This window comes from Vibrio makurazakiensis, assembly GCF_050337375.1.
In the GTDB taxonomy this organism is placed as follows: domain Bacteria; phylum Pseudomonadota; class Gammaproteobacteria; order Enterobacterales; family Vibrionaceae; genus Vibrio; species Vibrio makurazakiensis.
Genome location: NZ_JAKJSW010000084.1, coordinates 1 through 17,750, shown reverse-complemented (window position 1 = coordinate 17,750; position 17,750 = coordinate 1). Strand labels below are relative to the sequence as shown.

Genomic DNA, 17,750 nt, shown 5'->3' with positions numbered 1-17,750 from the left:
GTTGAATAATTTATAGGCTTAGCAGGGTTGCTGAGTTTCCAAAACTTTATWTTTATTTAAATTTGAGAGGACAAATCATGTCTGTGATCAAGATGACTGACCTGGAACTTGCAGGTAAACGCGTATTTATCCGTGCTGACCTAAACGTACCAGTAAAAGACGGTAAAGTAACTTCAGATGCTCGTATCCTTGCATCTCTACCAACTATCAAACTTTGCCTAGAAGCTGGCGCAAAGGTAATGGTTACTTCTCACCTTGGTCGTCCTACTGAAGGCGAATACAACGAAGAGTTCTCTCTAGCTCCTGTAGTTAATTACCTAAACGACGCACTAGACTGCGACGTTAAACTAGCTAAAGACTACGTAAACGGTCTAGAACTTAACGCTGGTGAACTTGTTGTTCTTGAAAACGTTCGTTTTAACAAAGGCGAGAAGAAGAACGAAGAAGCGCTTTCTAAGCAATACGCTGCACTATGTGACATCTTCGTAATGGATGCATTCGGTACAGCTCACCGTGCACAAGCTTCTACACACGGCGTTGGTACTTATGCTCCTGTAGCATGTGCTGGTCCTCTTCTAGCTGCTGAACTTGAAGCACTTGGTAAAGCAATGGATAACCCAGCTCGTCCACTAGTGGCTATCGTTGGTGGCTCTAAAGTTTCTACTAAGCTAACTGTTCTTGAGTCTCTATCTAAAATCGCTGACCAACTTGTTGTTGGTGGTGGTATTGCGAACACGTTCATTGCTGCTGAAGGTCACAACGTAGGTAAGTCTCTTTACGAAGCAGACCTAGTTGAAACAGCTCAAAAGCTAATGAAAGAGTGTGCTATTCCAGTAGCAACTGACGTTGCATGTGCTAAAGCATTCGACGAAAACGCAGAAGCTGAAATCAAGCACGTTTCTGAAGTTCAAGACGACGACATGATCTTCGACCTTGGCCCAGATTCAACTGCAGCACTAGCTGAAATCATCGGCAACGCAAAAACTATCCTTTGGAACGGCCCTGTAGGCGTATTCGAATTTAAGAACTTCGAAGCGGGTACGGCAGGCATCTCTAAAGCAATCGCTGACTCTGCAGGCTTCTCTGTTGCGGGTGGTGGTGACACGCTAGCGGCTATCGATAAGTTCGGTATTAAAGCTGACGTATCTTACATCTCTACTGGCGGTGGCGCTTTCCTTGAGTTTGTTGAAGGTAAAGTACTTCCAGCTGTTGCTATGCTAGAAGAACGCGCTAAAGCGTAATGAATTGAAAAAGGCGAGATGTGAATCTCGCCTTTTAACGTTTGCGGCATATCACACTTTTTTGCTAGAATGGCACAAGTTGTGAGCAAACGATTGCAAACTTTTAAACTTAAGTTTTTTAATCTTAAAACGAATAGAATAAATAGGACTATTTCCATGTCTAAGATCTTCGATTTTGTAAAACCTGGTGTAATTTCTGGCGATGACGTACAGAAAGTATTTGAAGTAGCAAAAGAAAACAAATTTGCTCTTCCAGCAGTAAACGTTGTTGGTACTGACTCTGTAAACGCAGTACTAGAAGCAGCTGCTAAAGTTAAGTCTCCAGTTGTTGTTCAGTTCTCTAACGGCGGCGCTGCATTCTTCGCAGGTAAAGGCGTTAAACTTGAAGGTCAAGGCGCACAAGTTCTTGGTGCTGTAGCTGGCGCGAAATACGTTCACGCTGTTGCTGAAGCTTACGGTGTTCCAGTTATTCTACATACTGACCACGCTGCTAAGAAACTTCTTCCATGGATCGACGGTCTACTAGATGCTGGTGAAGAGTTCTTCGCACAAACTGGTAAGCCATTATTCTCTTCTCACATGCTAGACCTTTCTGAAGAGTCTCTAGAAGAGAACATCGAGACATGTGCTACTTACCTAGCTCGCATGGCTAAAATGGACATGACAATCGAGATCGAACTTGGTTGTACTGGTGGTGAAGAAGACGGCGTTGATAACTCTGATATGGACGCATCTGAGCTTTACACTTCTCCAGAAGACGTAGCATACGCATACGAGAAACTAATGGCTGTTAGCCCACGTTTCACTATCGCTGCTTCTTTCGGTAACGTACACGGTGTTTACCAAGCTGGTAACGTTGTACTTACTCCAACTATCCTACGTGACTCTCAAGCATACTGTGCAGAGAAGTTCGGTATCGCACCTAACGCTCTAAACTTCGTATTCCACGGTGGTTCTGGTTCTTCTGAAGCAGAAATCCAAGAGTCTATCGGCTACGGTGTTATCAAAATGAACATCGATACTGATACACAGTGGGCAACTTGGGATGGTATCCGTCAGTACTCTGCTGACAACTTCGATTTCCTACAAGGTCAAATCGGTAACCCAACTGGCGAAGCTTCTCCAAACAAGAAGTACTACGATCCACGCGTATGGCTACGTGCTGGTCAAGCGTCAATGGTTACTCGTCTTGAAAAAGCATTTGCTGACCTTAACGCTGTAGACGTACTATRATTCGACTGAATTAAGTACTTTCTAAGTTTTAAAAAGCCGCTCATTGAGCGGCTTTTTTTTCGTTTAAGAAAAAGTATTTTCAAAGTGACAAAAACTCTAGCTTCTATTGATTAAATTACGTAATCTTTTAAGAGTCGATATTGATGAAAGTTAGTAACTTCTTGTTCTGTAATTATTTACGGAAACATGACTTTGCAATTAGTCAAAGATAGGATATCGTGCCGAAAAACTGACATTGATTCAGTTTGTTTATAAGGATTTGGCAATAATTTGTTGCTAAAGGCAGCTAAGTTCATAGCTCATTACATAGAGGATACACATTATGTCTGGTGGTTCGAAGGAACTTGAAACTCCAATCGTCGATGGTCTGTCTCACGCAGAGCAGTGGCTAACAAATAACTCAGATCTGTTTATTCAATACGGTGTAAACATCATCTCAGCTCTTGTTATTCTGTTTATTGGTAACTTAATCGTTAAAGGCGTTGCGAATAGTGTGGCTAAGGTTCTTCAGAAGAAGAAAATGGATAAGGCCGTTGTAGAGTTTATTCATGGTCTTGTACGTTACCTACTGTTTGTTATTGTTCTAATTGCCGCTCTGGGTCGCTTAGGCGTTCAAACCGCTTCTGTCGTTGCTGTTATTGGTGCAGCCGGCTTAGCTATTGGTCTAGCATTACAAGGTTCACTGTCAAACTTCGCAGCTGGTGTTTTGATTGTTGGCTTCCGCCCATTCAAATCAGGCGACTATGTAGAAATTGGTGGTGTTGCTGGTTCTGTTGAGTCGATTCAAATTTTCCAAACGGTTCTAACAACGCCTGATAACAAAATGGTTGTAGTACCAAACGGTAGTGTTATTGGTAGCCCGATTACTAACTATTCTCGCCACGATACTCGTCGTGTTGATTTGATGATTGGTGTGTCTTACGGCGCTAATCTTCAGCAAACCAAAGAATTGCTTACTAAAATCTGTGAATCAGATGAGCGTGTTTTGAAAGAGCCAGGCGTACAAGTTGGTGTTCATACATTAGCTGATTCTTCTGTGAACTTTGTGGTTCGCCCATGGGTAAAAACAGCGGATTACTGGAATGTTTATTTCGACCTAATGCAAGCAATCAAAGAAGGCTTGGATAATGAAGGTATTGAGATTCCATTCCCACAAATGGATGTTCACTTGAATAAAGTAGATGCGTAAATAAGTTTCTATCGTGAATATACAAAAGCGCAGACTTAGGTCTGCGCTTTTTGGTTCTTAGGGGGAAGGGTTAGCTTAGGTATTGATCTATCAGGCCATGAGCTAGTATTCCAGCAATTACAAACATCATAGTTGCGATGGCAATATCAATGCCTTTCTTTACGTTAGGTTTTGATAAAGTCGGACCCAATTTAGCGGCTCCCAGAGAGAGGGAATAAAACCAAACAAATGAAGCGAGAACAGTACCCATCGCGAAAGCAACTCTATCATTACCTTCAAATTGACCTCCGATTGACCCAAGAATAACGACTGTATCTAAATAGAGATGTGGGTTTAAAACTGTAACAGCAAGGGCACCTAGAACTACCGTACGTTTACCGCGAGCTAATACCTCTCCCTTTGTCTCTCCATGGCTCTCTGGCTTGAATGCACTCTTAAGTGAAAGCAATCCATAGATAGACAAGAATGCGATTCCTCCAAGTGTTACGGAGGTTAGTAGCAGTTCGTTTTGTGACAAGATAGCGCCACCACCAAAAATTCCTAGCGAAATAAATAGAGTATCTAAAAGGCTACAAATTGTTGCAGTTGTGAGGTGATGATTGCGTTTAATGCCTTGATTCAACACATAAGCATTTTGAGCACCGATTGGGATAATCATGGTCGCTCCAAGCCCAAAACCTTGTAACAAAACCCACAAATTCATTTTTGCCTCCTGATATATTCATTAGTCTAAGACCGATACCGAGAAGATACTCTGAGTAATCTTATTAGTATAATTAATGATTTTAATAAGATATTAGAGTTGCTAATGTGAGTGCTGAAGTAGTTAATTGTTGAGTAAGGTGGAGGAGATAATGAGAGGGTTGGATTACAAATGGCTAGAAGCATTGGATGCTGTGGTAGAACAGCAAAGTTTTGAACGAGCGGCTGAGCACCTCTATATTTCTCAGTCCGCTGTTTCCCAGAGAATAAAGCAACTCGAAAAATGGTTAGCGCAACCAGCATTAGTCCGTGAGTCTCCACCTCGACCAACTCCGGTCGGAAAAAAGTTGCTCGGTTTATACCGACGTGTACGGTTACTTGAAAATGAACTTGTTCCAGAATTCATGGATGAGGGCAACTTACCGCCTTTGTCTATCTCTATAGCCACCAACGCAGACAGTTTGGCGACTTGGCTATTACCAGCAATATCTGAGGTAATGAGCTCTAGAAAGGTCGAATTAAACCTAGTGATTCATGGTGAAGGGCGAACTATTGAGAAGATAAAAAGTGGGGAAGTCTCAGGCGCTATTAGCCTTGAATCTCAGCCTATTTCAGGTTGCTCTGCAGACTATTTAGGGCGAATGGATTACGTATGTGTGGCTAGCCCGGAGTTTTATCAACGCTATTTTTGTGAGGGTGTGAATTATTCGACGTTAACGAAAGCGCCCGCTGTATCCTATGACCAATATGACGATCTACATAAAAAGTTTCTTCATGATCATTTCAATGTTCCAAGAGATAGCGTGATCAATCATACCGTTGGAAGTTCAGAAGCTTTTGTGAAGCTAGCAAGATCTGGAGTTGCCTACTGTTTGATCCCTCGCCTGCAAATTGTCGATGAATTGAGCTCTGGAGTATTGATCGACATTACACCAGGGTTCTTACTTTCCTATCGTATTTACTGGCATCACTGGCAATTAGAAAGTGGAATCCTAAAAGATCTATCACAAGCGATCCTGAGTTTTGCTCGTAACAACCTGCCTCAATAGATGGTTTATTAACACAGTCAAAGTTGTGTTAGATCTTTACGAGATGGATTGGTTAGCAATTAAATTCATCTATTATGTAAGCGTATTTGCCCAAACAAGGTTATTTCATGAAATTTGTACCAAGTATGCTTATCGCTCTCGCCAGTACGTTTAGTGTGAATGCACTTGCAGAAGCGCCTAGTTTTCCACATATATCAACGACAGGTTATGGCGAAGTTGTCGCTACACCTGATATGGCGACATTCTCAGTTAAAGTTGTTGAATCCACAATGACAGCTGAACAAGCTAAAGCGACAGTCGATAAAGTCGTGACCTCCTTTGTAAATAAGTTGGATAGTTCGGGTGTAGAGTCGGCAAACATCAGCAGCTCTAACCTATATCTTGCGCCTCAATACCATTACCCAAAAACTGGCAAGCCAGAACTAGTTGGTTACCGCGCTTCACGCAATGTGACGGTTCAAGTTGATGATTTAAATAAACTTAATGAATACTTGGATATTGCATTAGGAGAAGGGATTAACCAAGTTGAAAGCATTCAACTGCAAGTTCGTGATCAAGCAAAATATCAACAGCAAGCTCGTTCAGCTGCGATTAAAGATGCAAACCAAAAAGCTGGCTCTCTAGCTGAAGGGTTTGAGCGTGACCTTGGACAAGTGTGGCGTATTAGTTATAACGCACAGTCTGTTCAGCCAGTATTAATGCGTTCGATGGCGATGGACGCGAGAACTGAGTCTAGCACTTATCAGGACTCTATTATTCGTATACGCGACCGCGTTGATGTGATTTATCAGCTCGAAGATTAGTACGACAGGTAAACGAAAGGCTCTCATTTGAGAGCCTTTTTTATTCACGTTAATACTGTGAATTAGTGAAGTAGACGAGCACGGATTGTGCCTTCGATCTCTTTCAGTTTCAGCAGAGCTTCTTCCGAACGATCAGCCTCAACATCAATAACCACATAGCCCATTTCAGATGCTGTTTGTAGGTACTGACCAGCGATGTTGATCCCTTCTTCAGCGAAGATAGTATTGATTTGAGTCAGGATACCTGGGCGGTTTTCGTGAATATGCAGAAGGCGAGAAGTACCAGTATGCAGCGGAAGAGATACTTCAGGGAAGTTAACACTTGATAGTGTAGAGCCGTTATCTGAGTACTTCGCAAGCTTACCCGCAACTTCAACACCGATGTTTTCTTGTGCTTCTTGAGTTGAACCACCTACGTGCGGCGTTAGGATCACGTTATCAAACTGCATTAATGGAGACTCGAATGGGTCTGCATTGGTTTTTGGTTCAGTTGGGAACACATCGATCGCTGCACCAGCAAGGTGACCAGAATCAAGTGCTCCACAAAGTGCAGGAATATCGACAATGGTGCCGCGTGCTGCGTTGATAAAGATAGAACCAGGCTTCATGCGCTCGAATTCTTCTTTACCCATCATGTTCTTAGTTTCGTTTGTTTCTGGAACGTGTAAAGAAATGACATCACACTTGTTTAGCAGCTCAGTCATAGTGTGAACTTGAGTTGCGTTACCCAGAGACAGCTTGTTTTCGATATCGTAGAAGTAAACACGCATACCTAGGTTTTCCGCAATAATACCCAGCTGAGTACCTATGTGGCCATAACCGATAATACCTAAACGCTTACCACGAGCTTCGTACGAGTTATCAGCACTCTTCTTCCAGATACCACGGTGAGCAAGAGCATTCTTCTCTGGGATACCGCGAAGCAGAAGAAGGACTTGACCAAGTACCAGCTCAGCCACACTACGGGTATTTGAGAAAGGTGCGTTAAATACCGGGATACCACGCTTAGCTGCAGCATTCAGGTCAACTTGGTTTGTACCGATACAGAAGCAGCCGATTGCAACGAGTTTCTCAGCAGCGTCGATAACTTCTTGGGAGATGTTTGTACGAGAACGGATACCAATAAAGTGCGCATCTTTTACTGCTTCTAAAAGTTCTGACTCAGGAAGTGAACCTTTGTGGTATTCAATATTGGTGTAACCAGCGGCTTGTAGAACTTCTACAGAAGAAGGATGTAGACCTTCAAGAAGTACGATTTTTATTTTTTCTTTATCCAGTGACACTTTAGCCATTGTTCTCGTCCTTTAAAATGGAAAGGTGGGCAAATGCGGCGCACGTGCTACAAAATGGCTTAAAAGGGGATAAATAGCCCATTCTGTATAGAGACAAACGTTTCCCTGTGCGTCTTCTGAACAATAAAGTAACAAAAAAAAAATGTTTTGGGTAAGAAAATTACGGAATAAGCCATAATTTTATGCGTCACAAATAAAAAAACGGCGCCATTAGGCACCGCTTGTAATCAAATGACGAAATATAGCAATCTACTCGAGGGAGTTGGCTGGATAAAACAGTCAAACCACCTAGCCTTGAGCGCCGAGTAAAGGGTTATCAGCAAGGTTAGTATTTAAACAAATAAAATGAATACTGAAACAGATAACTGAAAAGTAATGACCTTTACTATCAAAAATGATGCGCTCAACTTGGAAGAGCTATTTACGCCTTATTCTTCTATTTTTGCACCTTCAGGAGTGCCGGTGATCACGATGTCAGCACCACGGTGAGCGAATAGACCAACGGTAACCACACCAGCAATACCATTGATGGTATCTTCTAGTTGTTTAGGGTTTTCAATCGCCATGCCGTAAACGTCTAGGATCATGTTGCCGTTATCGGTTGTGCAACCTTCGCGGTAAACTGGGTCACCACCAAGTTTTAGTAGTTCACGTGCAACGTATGAACGTGCCATTGGGATAACTTCAACTGGTAGAGGAAATTTACCTAATACGTCAACAGCCTTTGTGCCATCAACGATACACACGAATTTGTCAGAAATAGCAGCAACGATTTTTTCACGAGTTAGAGCAGCACCGCCGCCTTTGATCATATCGCGTGAACCATTAATCTCGTCCGCACCATCAACATAAATGTCGAGTTTCGCTACGTCATTACACTCAAAAACTTTGATTTCTAGTGCTTCTAGCTTTTCAGTAGAGGCTACAGAGCTTGAAACCGCACCTTTAATCTTGTCTTTCATTGTGCCTAGTGCGTCGATGAAGTGATTTACTGTAGAGCCAGTACCTACACCTACAATGCTGCCTTCTTCAACATACTGAAGTGCTGCCCAGCCAGCTGCTTTTTTCATTTCATCTTGAGTCATGCCATTCTCCTGAATAAGGTCGTGCGCTTTGAATTAATCGTTCGCGTATTGAAGTTAACGTTTATATATCGAGGTTAACGTTTGCGGCGCGATTATAGCGCTTTAATGGTTATTTTCCCATTGCCAAGTTTTACTTGGTGTCACGATTTTTGGGAGTGGTACATCCCACTTTTCAGTTGGTAGTTGTTCAACATGTTGGCAGTCATGGGCAATGCCAATAGGCGAAGCGCCTTCGCCTGTTTTGAACCAGCGGGCAAGAGTTCGGTCATAATAACCGCCACCCATACCAAGTCGGTGACCATGAGAGTCAAATCCAACTAACGGAGTGCAAATCATATCTAGGTCTTTAACCGGTTTCACAATGGTTTGGTTGAGTATCGGTTCAACAATGCCATATTTGTTATAGGTTAAAGGAGTGGTTGGTGTGTAATGAAGAAAGAGTAGATGCCCAGCTGAAAAAGGGTGAAGTACAGGTAAATAGACTTGTTTCCCTTGTGCCCAAAGCCATTCGATTAGCGGGGTAGTATCGAGCTCACCATCTGCAGAAATATACAGCGCGATATGCCGAGCTTGCTTAACGTTTGGTAAAACGGAAAATTGATTAATTAAATCGAGACTGGCGGCGTGTTGCTGTTCGCTAGGAAGTGCATTTCGAATTTGACGGATTTGTTTGCGAAATTCGCTGCGTGTGAGCGTCTTCATAAGAAGGAATACCCCAAAGTGCCGTTGAGAATAGATGGCCCTTGAACCAGCGAGTTCAAGGCGGATCAGCAATGATTACCGTAGGCTTCTCGGTACAAGCCGAGCATGCTCAATAGCACTCAAGTACTAACCCTTAGGGATTGCTTATCGGCTCGGGGACGTGAATCCTCTGACAAACACTCCAGGGTAAATTTTGTGTACGCTATTGCTGTCCGTGCTTAACTTTACTGAGTACATCGCTAAGTGATGTAGTGAGCTGTTCCATTCGCTCGGTCAGTGCGTTTTGTTCGTCGYTAGCTTCATACTGCTTGGTTTGTAGCTCATAACAAATGTTCAGAGCTGCAATGGTAAGCAGTTTCACTTCATTGGTTACCTTAGTACGTTCAGCCATCTCTTTCAATCGATTATCAAGATCGGCCGCCGCTGCAGTTAATGACTCTTCTTGACCTGGCGGGCAATTAACTCGAGTCAGTTTTCCTAAAATTTCAACGTCTACCGCTTGATTACTCATGATGAATGAACTCTTTAACGCGCTAATCTAAGGCTGTTGCCCTTTGTCATTGATGAGAAAGAAAAGTGCAAGTACCGCTGAGGAAGCTATCTCCTCTGAGGAGGAAACTATAGGTAAACCGCAATTAAGATTCAAGCTTTTAAGAGTGACTGTGTGTAAATGAGAGCTTGAGCACACAGTAATTCAGCAAATTGAACGTTTGATAGACACTCACGCAATAATTGCAGGGGATCGATGCTTACCAGAATTGGGGTGAAGTGGTACGATTGATAGTAATGAAATAAAGAACTATTGAGCGAGCTATCTGATGAGCGAAACTACTTTACCTGACTACCTAACCGTTGCGACTGAACTTCAATCAGCAAGCTTAGCTGTAAACCCAGCTGAAATGCATGGGCTATTAACTGGCATGTTAAGCGGCGGCTTGAACTTGGCAGATAAAAGTTGGCAACCTCTTATCTTTGATTACACGAATGAAGGTATGGGCTGGCCAGACCGTGCTTTGACACTAGCCGAAGCGACTCTAAAAGTTACAACCGGTGAAATTACGGGTTCAGGCATGGAGTTATCTCTGCTTTTACCTGATGAAGATGCGAGCGCAAGTGTTTTTGATTTAGCTGATGGTGTTTCGGATTGGATTAATCATTTTATCTCGGGTTTAGGTTTAGTTGGTGCTCAACTCAATAAAGCATCAGATGGCACTAAAGAAGCTCTGGCTGATCTAGAAGAAATGGCAAAGCTTGGTATTGATGAAGATGATGACTTAGAAGAGCAAGCTCAATTGCTTGAGCATGTAATTGAACACGTTAAAGCGTGCGCGCTAACGATTCATGCAGAATTCGGTGCTCGCCCGTCTGAAGAATCGGCACCTACGATCCACTAACTTGTTTTTCTGTTGAGGTTTCAATGGCTCAGTTTGATGTTGTAATTGCAGGTGGGGCGATGGCTGGCGCGACGTTAGCGCTTGCTCTCAATCAGATCAGTCAGCGGTCGCTTTCGATAGCTGTTGTTGAACCTTTTCAGGTCGACCAACAAGCTCATCCCGGCTTTGATTCTCGTTCCATCGCGCTGTCATATGGCACAGTTCAAATTTTGGATTCATTCCAATTGTGGCAATCTATAGCTTCGGTCGCAACGCCCATTCAAGACATTCATGTCTCTGACCGTGGCCATGCCGGAATGACGGATATCTATAGCAAAGACTTCGCCGTTGATGCGTTAGGCTACGTTGTTGAGCTAGCGGACGTTGGCCGAATTTATCAGCAAAAACTTGAGTCAGAAACTTCAATTGCTCTGTTTTGTCCAGATTCAGTCAAAAAGGTTGAACGTACCGAAACGCATACAAATATTGAGCTGACAAGTGGTCAGAATATCTCGACTAAACTGCTGGTGGCTGCGGACGGTGCAATTTCGACTTGTTGTGAACAACTTGGTATTCCACTTGCCGAGCATGACTTTGAACAAGTGGCTGTTATCGCTAATATTGTCGCTAGTGAGCCGCATAATGGTAGAGCCTTCGAGCGTTTTACTCATCATGGCCCCGTCGCCTTATTACCGATGAGTGACAACAGACTTTCATTGGTTTGGTGTTTGCCACCGGAAGAAGCAAGTCGTGTCGTGGCATTAGATGAACAGAGCTTTTTAACGCAGTTGCAATCGGATTTCGGTTGGCGTTTAGGTGAGTTGAAAAAAGTGGGTCAACGTGCCAGTTATCCATTAATACTCCGTTATCGTGAACAGAATATTTCTCATCGCTTTGCAATTGTAGGTAACGCAGCTCAAACATTGCACCCGATTGCTGGACAAGGATTTAACCTGGGGATACGTGACGTAGCTTCATTGGCTGAATCGCTTTGCGAGCAACTGGATGATGTTGGACGTTATAGTGGTTTAGTTAACTTTAGAAAGCGTAGAGAACAAGACCGAACCACAACTATTGCGTTGACCTCAAGTTTAGTCCATCTCTTTTCAAATGATTGGTTAGCGACTCGTATTGGACGTAATGTTGGACTCGCAGCAATCGATAATCTTCCCCCTCTTAAAGGTCCACTTTTGCGTCATACGCTTGGCCTAGTAGATAGATAAGGTAGAAATACAAAATGATGCAAAGTGTAGATATTGCCATTGTTGGTGGTGGAATGGTTGGTTTGGCATTGGCTGCAGCGTTTAAAGACAGTGATTTAAGAATCGCAGTCATTGAAGGTAAAGTTCCAAACGACCAATTGAACGAGTTGCCAGATGTGCGAGTTTCAGCTTTGAGCCGTTCGAGCGAAACCATTTTACGTAATTTGGGTGCTTGGCAAGGTATTCAGCAGTTAAGAGCTGCGCCATATCAGGCGATGGAAGTTTGGGAACAAGACAGTTTTGCGCGTATAGAGTTTGATTCTAGCCGACTAGCACAAGCCAACTTGGGCCATATTGTTGAAAACCGTGTGATTCAATTGGCGCTATTAGAGCAAGTACAGAAACAAGACAATGTGACAGTACACATGCCTTGTACCTGCCAATCTTTAGCGATTGGAGAAAGCGAAGCCTGGTTAACTCTTGATAATGGGCAATCATTGACTGCCAAGCTAGTTGTTGGCGCCGATGGTGCGAATTCTTGGGTTCGTAAGCAGCAAGATATCCCGCTCACACATTGGGATTACGGGCACAGCGCTATTGTTGCCAACATTAAAACAGCTTCGCCTCATCAATCTGTTGCAAGACAGATCTTTACACCTCAAGGTCCATTGGCTTTTTTACCGATGCAAGAGCCGAACATGAGTTCGATTGTTTGGTCAACAGAGCCTAACCGCGCTGATAAACTCGTTGCAATGTCGACTGGTGAGTTTAATAAAGCACTAACTGCAGAGTTTGATGCGAAGTTAGGTTTATGTGAAGTGGTTGGCGATAGGTTTGCCTTCCCGCTACGTATGCGATATGCACGAGACTTTGCGGTAGAACGCGTCGCTTTAGTGGGCGATGCAGCGCACACGATTCACCCATTAGCGGGGCAAGGTGTTAATTTAGGTTTACTAGATGCTGCGAGTCTAGCCCAAGAAATAACGAAGCTTTGGGAGCACGGTGAAGATATCGGCTTGAAGCGTAACCTTCGTGGCTATGAACGCTGGCGCAAGGCAGAAGCCGCTAAGATGATTGCATCTATGCAGGGCTTTAAAGACCTGTTTGAGGGTGATAACCCTGCTAAGAAGTTAATCCGAGGTATTGGGATGAAGCTTGCGGGACAACTTCCGGGTGCTAAAGATGAAATCATGAAACGGGCATTGGGGTTAAGTGGCAACTTACCTGAACTTGCTAAGCAGAAGTTACTGCAAAGTAAGGTTTAAATGACGCAGGTTATAAATAATAAAGGGTTGGCATTTGCCAACCCTTTTCAATTCTTTAAGTCCAACTAAGCATATGCGCAACGCAATCTCATAATTTCTTGATTGATCTCTTTCACTGTCTGAAAGTGGCGCTTTTCTGCGCGATCTGGCAAGACAAGTTTGCCATTATCAAATTCAAATTTCCCAACACCGTAAATGTAGATTCGTCCTTTAAAAAGTCGACTTACGTGTTTAGCAATCATACCGGGTGTATAGCGCTTAAACAGTCTCATTCTTGTTGTCCTTATATTTACCTAGCGAAACGATTATAGAAAAACTCCACGGAAGTTATTGTGATAAAAGTGGAGTAAAAAGCAGTAGATATGAATGAAAATAGATATTTGTGCTGCTGTAAGCAGTTCTAATRGCAAATATCTGATTTAACGTGAGATCCTCCTCAAATTAGAATCACTTAGTGAACCATCTCTTTTGGAGACGGCAATATTAAGCAATATCCTTGTTACATTTTTAAGAATAGTCGGATTTTTATTTTTTGCGTAATAGGAAGGAAAGTTTCAGGTAAAAAAATGCCCGTAAAAGTACGGGCGAATAGTCACAGATGCATTACACAAAAGTGGATACTGATGTTACTCAGTGGATTCACTTACGTGGCTAGGCTTTACTGTTCAAGGCCTAACCAACAAAATTAGGTTACCCTAATTCAATCCTTCTGACTACTTATGTTTGTTTTTTGATTAATGATTCACTATTAATTTGTCATGACTAAGGCTTATGTCGCATTTCTTATGAGAATAAGTAACCAGCTTGCAATGTAAATGATTAATGAGTCAGTCTTTATTGATTGATGCAAACTTAGGGTTGGATAAGGCGACTAGATCTTCCATTGAAATCGCGATACCAGCCATACGATCGCCAGAACTGATCGTCACCCAGTTTTTTTCTTTTAATGAATGATCAAAAATAATTGGCAGATTGAACTTCAGTTGTAGTGGCCCGACAGTGCCAACTTTAAAGCCAGTGATTGTTTCTACATCATCGATACTGACGCAAGTCATGCGTCGACATTGTAAGAAAGCTCGCACCTTTTTTGGATCAATGGATTGATCCCCAGAAGAACAGGCGAGGGTGTAATTGTTGTCCATATCGCGTAGTAAGATGCACTTGATCATTTGCGATGGTTCAACCCCTCGTTCTTGCGCCGTGTCATCAATAGAGGTCGTTGGTTTGCTTTGGTGCAGCAAGCGGTAACTCACTTGCTGCTCATCCAGATATTGTGTGATTTTAGTGTTTATCAAAGAGGGTTACTCTTCAATGAGAGAGTATGGAAGTGGTTGAATTGCCCATTGTGTATTTGGCTGCTCTGTCAGACGAAGTTTTACGCCGTCATCTAGGTTGTTGGGTAAAACAATCAGTCCGATCGCTTGTCCGTCATCGAATTGGTATACATCCAGTAGCTGTCCAGCACCTCGCCAGTTATCACCAACTGCTCTTTCAAGTTCAGCGTTGTTGTTTGGATCTAATGGCTGCTCTAGGTTGCCGGAAACAATAAACATTTCACGCTTATTCATACCTCGGTATTTTGCTCTTGCTACTGTTTCTTGACCTGTGTAACAGCCTTTAGTGAAGCTAATGCCATCAAGCGCTTGTAAGTTTAGAGCCTGAGGGATGTGCTCGATCTGATTTGACTTAGTTACCTTTGGTTGTGCCGATAAGATGTCAAAGTACTGCCACAGTGTAGAGTCCACTTTAGTCGCCGATGTTTCTTTCACTAATTGTTGAGCAGAAACGTCTTTGATCAGTAATAACCAGCGGTTTTGCTCGATACGAACGGCAGTGCCTCCCGCTACTGGGCGCACATCCCCTTGAGTATCTGAAAGGCTATCGATATAGCTGTCAGCTTGAGAGCCCATCACACCGAAAGCAACATCGTTACTTGCTTCAATATCGACCTTAGAGAAAATTGCGTATTTTTTTATTTCCGTTAACTCAGTTTCCATTGCTGAACGAGGCTGGAATAACGCGTAGCCGCCGTTGTGGTTGAATAAGCGGAAGATGCTCCACACTTTTCCTTTAGCGTCACAGTGAGCACCTAGGGTTGATTCATCTGCAGCCAGAGTGACGACATCACAAGTAACTTGGCCTTGTAAGTAAGATTTTTTATCATCACCAATCATAGTGATTGCGCTCCACTCCGTTAGGTGTGTAAGCATTAATTCAGGAAGTTCGCTGTTTTTAGTGTGTGCAAGTGGCTGAAAGTCGTTTTGCCAATCCATTTTTATTTTCCTAACAGAGTCATTTATCCCTATGGTAATCCCGTTAGGTTTCTTTGTCAGCTTAGGTTTTTTTTAAAGCTTCGATAGGGACTGTGACTCACTTAGTAGTTGCAAGGCCTTAGGATTGTTACACTCAGCCCAGATAAAAATATTAGGTGAGGATAACCAATGTACACTGCAGAGCAGAAAGCACGAATTAAATGGGGCTGCCGTCGTGGGATGCTAGAACTCGACGTTGTGATCATGCCATTTTTTGAGGAATGCTTCGATTCGCTACAAGATCAAGAGCAACGCGATTTTGTTTCATTGCTTGAGTGTGATGACCCAGATTTATTTACTTGGGTTATGGGGCATGGGCGTAGTGAGAACTTAGGCCACGCATCTATGGTTGATAAAATTGTTGCGCACAACCTCAGCAAGGTGCGTTAAGCTCAGGCTTACTCGCTCCGCGAAAGAACAAATATTAAAAGGCACTATCTCAGGGTGCCTTTTACTCTTCATCACATTCTCTTCTTTACCGCTCGTTGCTTCATTAGTTTTTATTTCAATCGTCATTACTCAATATCGTGACTCGAGTTTTTGTCATTCTCCGCTCATTGGAGAAATCGATTTCATTGCCCCCAATAGTTTTTCAATTAACCAGAAAGTATTGTACGTCACATCGGCGACGTTAACTTTCGCTCGTTATTTGTTGGTTTTGRAGCTAACAGATGGAAAGACGTATTTGTTATGGAGGGACAGTTGTGATGAAAAGGATTATCGAGTGATGTTGTCGAGGCTGCGGGAAAATAATAAGGGAGCTGATTAGCTCCCTTATTGATGGTGAACAGTGACTAGAACTCTAGTCTAAGACAATCATTGTGGCTCATCTTCTGGTGACAAGATCGTAGGGCCACTATCTTTGGCAAGTTCAGGGTAATCTAAGGTGTAATGTAAACCTCGACTTTCCTTACGTTGCATCGCGCAACGTACCATTAATTCAGCGACTTGCAGAAGGTTACGCAGTTCTAATAAGTTGTTCGAAACCTTGAAGTTACTGTAGTACTCATGGGTTTCTTGCTGCAGCATTTGAATGCGGCGCATTGCACGTTCTAAACGTTTATCAGTACGAACTATACCCATGTAATCCCACATGAATAACCGCAGTTCATGCCAGTTATGTTGAATAATAACCTCTTCGTCACTGTTGGTGACCTGGCTTTCATCCCATGCAGGTAGCTCAGCACATAGTTGAGACTGCTCGATGTTTTCTACGATATGTTTTGCTGCTGACCACGCGTATACCACACATTCCAGTAACGAATTTGAAGCCATACGGTTAGCGCCATGCAAGCCTGTGTAGCTAACTTCACCGATCGCATATAGATTGGTTAAATCCGTTTGCCCTTGCTTGTCGACCATGACACCGCCGCAGGTATAGTGCGCTGCAGGAACAATCGGGATTGGTTCTTTTCGCATATCAATACCAAGATCCATCAACCGTGAATGAATCATAGGGAAATGCGCGGTAATAAAGTCTTCTGGCTTATGGCTGATATCGACATACATGCAGTCGGCACCAAGGCGTTTCATTTCGAAGTCGATAGCACGAGCAACCACATCACGCGGAGCTAGCTCACCACGCTCATCAAAATCTTTCATGAAGCGAGAACCATCAGGACGACGTAAGTACGCTCCTTCGCCTCGTAATGCTTCCGTTAATAAGAAGTTGCGAGCTTCTGGATGGAACAAACAGGTTGGATGGAACTGGTTGAACTCCAAGTTTGCTACGCGGCAACCCGCACGCCAAGCAATAGCGATACCATCACCTGAAGAAACATCGGGGTTAGAAGTATATTGATAAACCTTAGAAGCGCCACCCGTTGCAAGAACGACAAATTTAGCTCGAACTGTTTCAACGTGTTCTTGGTTTCGGTTCCAAATATAAGCGCCGATAACCTTATCTTTCTCGCCACCAATTTTGTCTTCGGTGATAAGGTCTAATGCATTATGACGCTCAAAGATTTCGATATTCGGATGGTTATGTACGTTGTCTTGCAATGATGTTTGCATTGCCATACCCGTTGCATCGGCAGCGTGTAGAATACGGCGATGGCTGTGCCCACCTTCTCGGGTTAAATGATAAATAGGGTTACCATTTTCATCTTTCGACTCTTCTTTATCGAAAGGAACGCCACCATCAATTAGCCATTGCACACATTCTTTTGCGTTTTCCGCAATAAATTGCACCGTATCTTCTTCACAAAGACCAGCGCCGGCAATTTGAGTATCTTCAACGTGGGATTCTATGCTATCAGACTCGTCAAAAACGGCAGCGATACCGCCTTGAGCATAATAGGTG

Annotated in this window: 19 protein-coding genes and 1 other RNA gene; 10 read left to right on the top strand and 10 right to left on the bottom strand. The window is 43.1% G+C overall.

Annotation, left to right across the window (positions count from 1 at the left end; genetic code table 11):
* The first annotated feature begins 77 nt into the window (after window positions 1–77).
* The 3 genes from L4C33_RS11375 (at window position 78) to mscS (ending at window position 3,663) form a co-directional block, all read left to right on the top strand.
* On the top strand, window positions 78–1,241 hold the full coding sequence (locus tag L4C33_RS11375) for a phosphoglycerate kinase (RefSeq protein ID WP_428812548.1): 1,164 nt from the start codon (window positions 78–80) through the stop codon (window positions 1,239–1,241).
* Window positions 1,242–1,397: 156 nt separating this feature from the next.
* Window positions 1,398–2,474, top strand: a complete 1,077-nt coding sequence (fbaA, locus tag L4C33_RS11370; protein WP_428812550.1) for a class II fructose-bisphosphate aldolase — start codon at window positions 1,398–1,400, stop codon at window positions 2,472–2,474.
* 322 nt (window positions 2,475–2,796) lie between these two features.
* Window positions 2,797–3,663: a small-conductance mechanosensitive channel MscS gene (gene mscS / locus L4C33_RS11365; RefSeq protein ID WP_428812547.1), complete on the top strand. Its 867-nt coding sequence runs from the start codon at window positions 2,797–2,799 to the stop codon at window positions 3,661–3,663.
* 70 nt (window positions 3,664–3,733) lie between these two features.
* Here the strand turns inward: mscS and L4C33_RS11360 are convergent, their stop codons facing one another.
* Window positions 3,734–4,366 (bottom strand): LysE/ArgO family amino acid transporter, encoded by a 633-nt coding sequence (locus L4C33_RS11360; protein ID WP_428812546.1) that lies wholly within the window; start codon window positions 4,364–4,366, stop codon window positions 3,734–3,736.
* Between the two features lie 151 nt (window positions 4,367–4,517).
* On the opposite strand from L4C33_RS11360, the gene L4C33_RS11355 reads away from it, so the two are divergent.
* Together L4C33_RS11355 and L4C33_RS11350 are read left to right on the top strand one after the other, a co-directional pair.
* Window positions 4,518–5,414, top strand: coding sequence for a LysR family transcriptional regulator ArgP (locus tag L4C33_RS11355; protein WP_428812545.1), 897 nt, complete (start codon window positions 4,518–4,520; stop codon window positions 5,412–5,414).
* Window positions 5,415–5,521: 107 nt separating this feature from the next.
* Window positions 5,522–6,217, top strand: a complete 696-nt coding sequence (locus L4C33_RS11350) for an oxidative stress defense protein (RefSeq protein WP_428812544.1) — start codon at window positions 5,522–5,524, stop codon at window positions 6,215–6,217.
* Window positions 6,218–6,279: 62 nt separating this feature from the next.
* Here L4C33_RS11350 and serA read toward each other — a convergent pair whose 3' ends face one another.
* From serA to zapA, 5 genes are all read right to left on the bottom strand, one after another.
* Window positions 6,280–7,509 carry a phosphoglycerate dehydrogenase gene (gene serA, locus L4C33_RS11345; RefSeq protein ID WP_428812543.1) on the bottom strand — a complete coding sequence of 410 codons (1,230 nt, stop codon included), beginning with the start codon at window positions 7,507–7,509 and terminating at the stop codon, window positions 6,280–6,282.
* A 428-nt stretch (window positions 7,510–7,937) separates the two neighbouring features.
* Window positions 7,938–8,594 carry a ribose-5-phosphate isomerase RpiA gene (gene rpiA, locus L4C33_RS11340; protein WP_428812542.1) on the bottom strand — a complete coding sequence of 219 codons (657 nt, stop codon included), beginning with the start codon at window positions 8,592–8,594 and terminating at the stop codon, window positions 7,938–7,940.
* Between the two features lie 102 nt (window positions 8,595–8,696).
* Entirely contained in the window at window positions 8,697–9,296 is a 600-nt protein-coding gene (locus L4C33_RS11335) for a 5-formyltetrahydrofolate cyclo-ligase (protein WP_428812541.1), read from the bottom strand.
* Between the two features lie 6 nt (window positions 9,297–9,302).
* A non-coding RNA gene (ssrS, locus tag L4C33_RS11330) (6S RNA) lies at window positions 9,303–9,487 on the bottom strand.
* A gap of 11 nt (window positions 9,488–9,498) precedes the next feature.
* Window positions 9,499–9,807: a cell division protein ZapA gene (gene zapA, locus L4C33_RS11325; protein WP_428812540.1), complete on the bottom strand. Its 309-nt coding sequence runs from the start codon at window positions 9,805–9,807 to the stop codon at window positions 9,499–9,501.
* A 307-nt stretch (window positions 9,808–10,114) separates the two neighbouring features.
* Between zapA and L4C33_RS11320 the strand changes: the two genes are divergently transcribed.
* The 3 genes from L4C33_RS11320 to L4C33_RS11310 are packed head-to-tail and all read left to right on the top strand — an operon-like array spanning window position 10,115 to window position 13,136.
* A complete protein-coding gene (locus L4C33_RS11320; protein WP_428812539.1) occupies window positions 10,115–10,690 on the top strand; it encodes a YecA/YgfB family protein in 576 nt (191 codons plus the stop codon).
* 23 nt (window positions 10,691–10,713) lie between these two features.
* A complete protein-coding gene (ubiH, locus tag L4C33_RS11315; RefSeq protein ID WP_428812538.1) occupies window positions 10,714–11,892 on the top strand; it encodes a 2-octaprenyl-6-methoxyphenyl hydroxylase in 1,179 nt (392 codons plus the stop codon).
* Window positions 11,893–11,906: 14 nt separating this feature from the next.
* The gene (locus L4C33_RS11310) at window positions 11,907–13,136 is read left to right on the top strand and encodes an FAD-dependent 2-octaprenylphenol hydroxylase (RefSeq protein WP_428812537.1); all 1,230 of its coding nucleotides are present in this window, start codon (window positions 11,907–11,909) and stop codon (window positions 13,134–13,136) included.
* A 65-nt stretch (window positions 13,137–13,201) separates the two neighbouring features.
* On the opposite strand, the gene L4C33_RS11305 is transcribed toward L4C33_RS11310, so the two are convergent.
* The 3 genes from L4C33_RS11305 to ygfZ all read right to left on the bottom strand — a co-directional run bounded on the left by L4C33_RS11305 (window position 13,202) and on the right by ygfZ (window position 15,409).
* Window positions 13,202–13,408, bottom strand: a complete 207-nt coding sequence (locus L4C33_RS11305; RefSeq protein ID WP_428812536.1) for a DUF1107 domain-containing protein — start codon at window positions 13,406–13,408, stop codon at window positions 13,202–13,204.
* A gap of 555 nt (window positions 13,409–13,963) precedes the next feature.
* Window positions 13,964–14,428: an aminoacyl-tRNA deacylase gene (locus L4C33_RS11300; RefSeq protein WP_428812549.1), complete on the bottom strand. Its 465-nt coding sequence runs from the start codon at window positions 14,426–14,428 to the stop codon at window positions 13,964–13,966.
* A gap of 9 nt (window positions 14,429–14,437) precedes the next feature.
* Window positions 14,438–15,409 carry a tRNA-modifying protein YgfZ gene (gene ygfZ, locus L4C33_RS11295; RefSeq protein ID WP_428812535.1) on the bottom strand — a complete coding sequence of 324 codons (972 nt, stop codon included), beginning with the start codon at window positions 15,407–15,409 and terminating at the stop codon, window positions 14,438–14,440.
* Window positions 15,410–15,577: 168 nt separating this feature from the next.
* Here ygfZ and L4C33_RS11290 point away from each other — a divergent pair, with 168 nt between their 5' ends.
* Complete coding sequence (locus L4C33_RS11290; RefSeq protein WP_428812534.1) at window positions 15,578–15,838, top strand: FAD assembly factor SdhE; 261 nt, start codon at window positions 15,578–15,580, stop codon at window positions 15,836–15,838.
* Window positions 15,798–16,217 carry a protein YgfX gene (locus L4C33_RS11285; protein WP_428812533.1) on the top strand — a complete coding sequence of 140 codons (420 nt, stop codon included), beginning with the start codon at window positions 15,798–15,800 and terminating at the stop codon, window positions 16,215–16,217. Before L4C33_RS11290 ends, L4C33_RS11285 begins: the two co-directional genes overlap by 41 nt.
* 47 nt (window positions 16,218–16,264) lie before the next feature.
* On the opposite strand, the gene nadB is transcribed toward L4C33_RS11285, so the two are convergent.
* Window positions 16,265–17,750: L-aspartate oxidase (gene nadB / locus L4C33_RS11280; protein ID WP_428812532.1), on the bottom strand; the 1,486-nt coding region annotated here is incomplete at its 5' end.

Excerpts from the sequence above, each read along its gene's own strand:
- L4C33_RS11305 (WP_428812536.1), bottom strand. The coding sequence starts at position 13,408 with ATGAGACTGTTTAAGCGCTATACACCCGGTATGATTGCTAAACACGTA.
- ygfZ (WP_428812535.1), bottom strand. The coding sequence starts at position 15,409 with ATGGATTGGCAAAACGACTTTCAGCCACTTGCACACACTAAAAACAGC.
- rpiA (WP_428812542.1), bottom strand. The coding sequence starts at position 8,594 with ATGACTCAAGATGAAATGAAAAAAGCAGCTGGCTGGGCAGCACTTCAG.
- L4C33_RS11355 (WP_428812545.1), top strand. The coding sequence starts at position 4,518 with ATGAGAGGGTTGGATTACAAATGGCTAGAAGCATTGGATGCTGTGGTA.
- mscS (WP_428812547.1), top strand. The coding sequence starts at position 2,797 with ATGTCTGGTGGTTCGAAGGAACTTGAAACTCCAATCGTCGATGGTCTG.
- L4C33_RS11350 (WP_428812544.1), top strand. The coding sequence starts at position 5,522 with ATGAAATTTGTACCAAGTATGCTTATCGCTCTCGCCAGTACGTTTAGT.
- ubiH (WP_428812538.1), top strand. The coding sequence starts at position 10,714 with ATGGCTCAGTTTGATGTTGTAATTGCAGGTGGGGCGATGGCTGGCGCG.
- L4C33_RS11360 (WP_428812546.1), bottom strand. The coding sequence starts at position 4,366 with ATGAATTTGTGGGTTTTGTTACAAGGTTTTGGGCTTGGAGCGACCATG.
- L4C33_RS11320 (WP_428812539.1), top strand. The coding sequence starts at position 10,115 with ATGAGCGAAACTACTTTACCTGACTACCTAACCGTTGCGACTGAACTT.
- L4C33_RS11375 (WP_428812548.1), top strand. The coding sequence starts at position 78 with ATGTCTGTGATCAAGATGACTGACCTGGAACTTGCAGGTAAACGCGTA.
- serA (WP_428812543.1), bottom strand. The coding sequence starts at position 7,509 with ATGGCTAAAGTGTCACTGGATAAAGAAAAAATAAAAATCGTACTTCTT.
- L4C33_RS11310 (WP_428812537.1), top strand. The coding sequence starts at position 11,907 with ATGATGCAAAGTGTAGATATTGCCATTGTTGGTGGTGGAATGGTTGGT.
- L4C33_RS11335 (WP_428812541.1), bottom strand. The coding sequence starts at position 9,296 with ATGAAGACGCTCACACGCAGCGAATTTCGCAAACAAATCCGTCAAATT.
- L4C33_RS11290 (WP_428812534.1), top strand. The coding sequence starts at position 15,578 with ATGTACACTGCAGAGCAGAAAGCACGAATTAAATGGGGCTGCCGTCGT.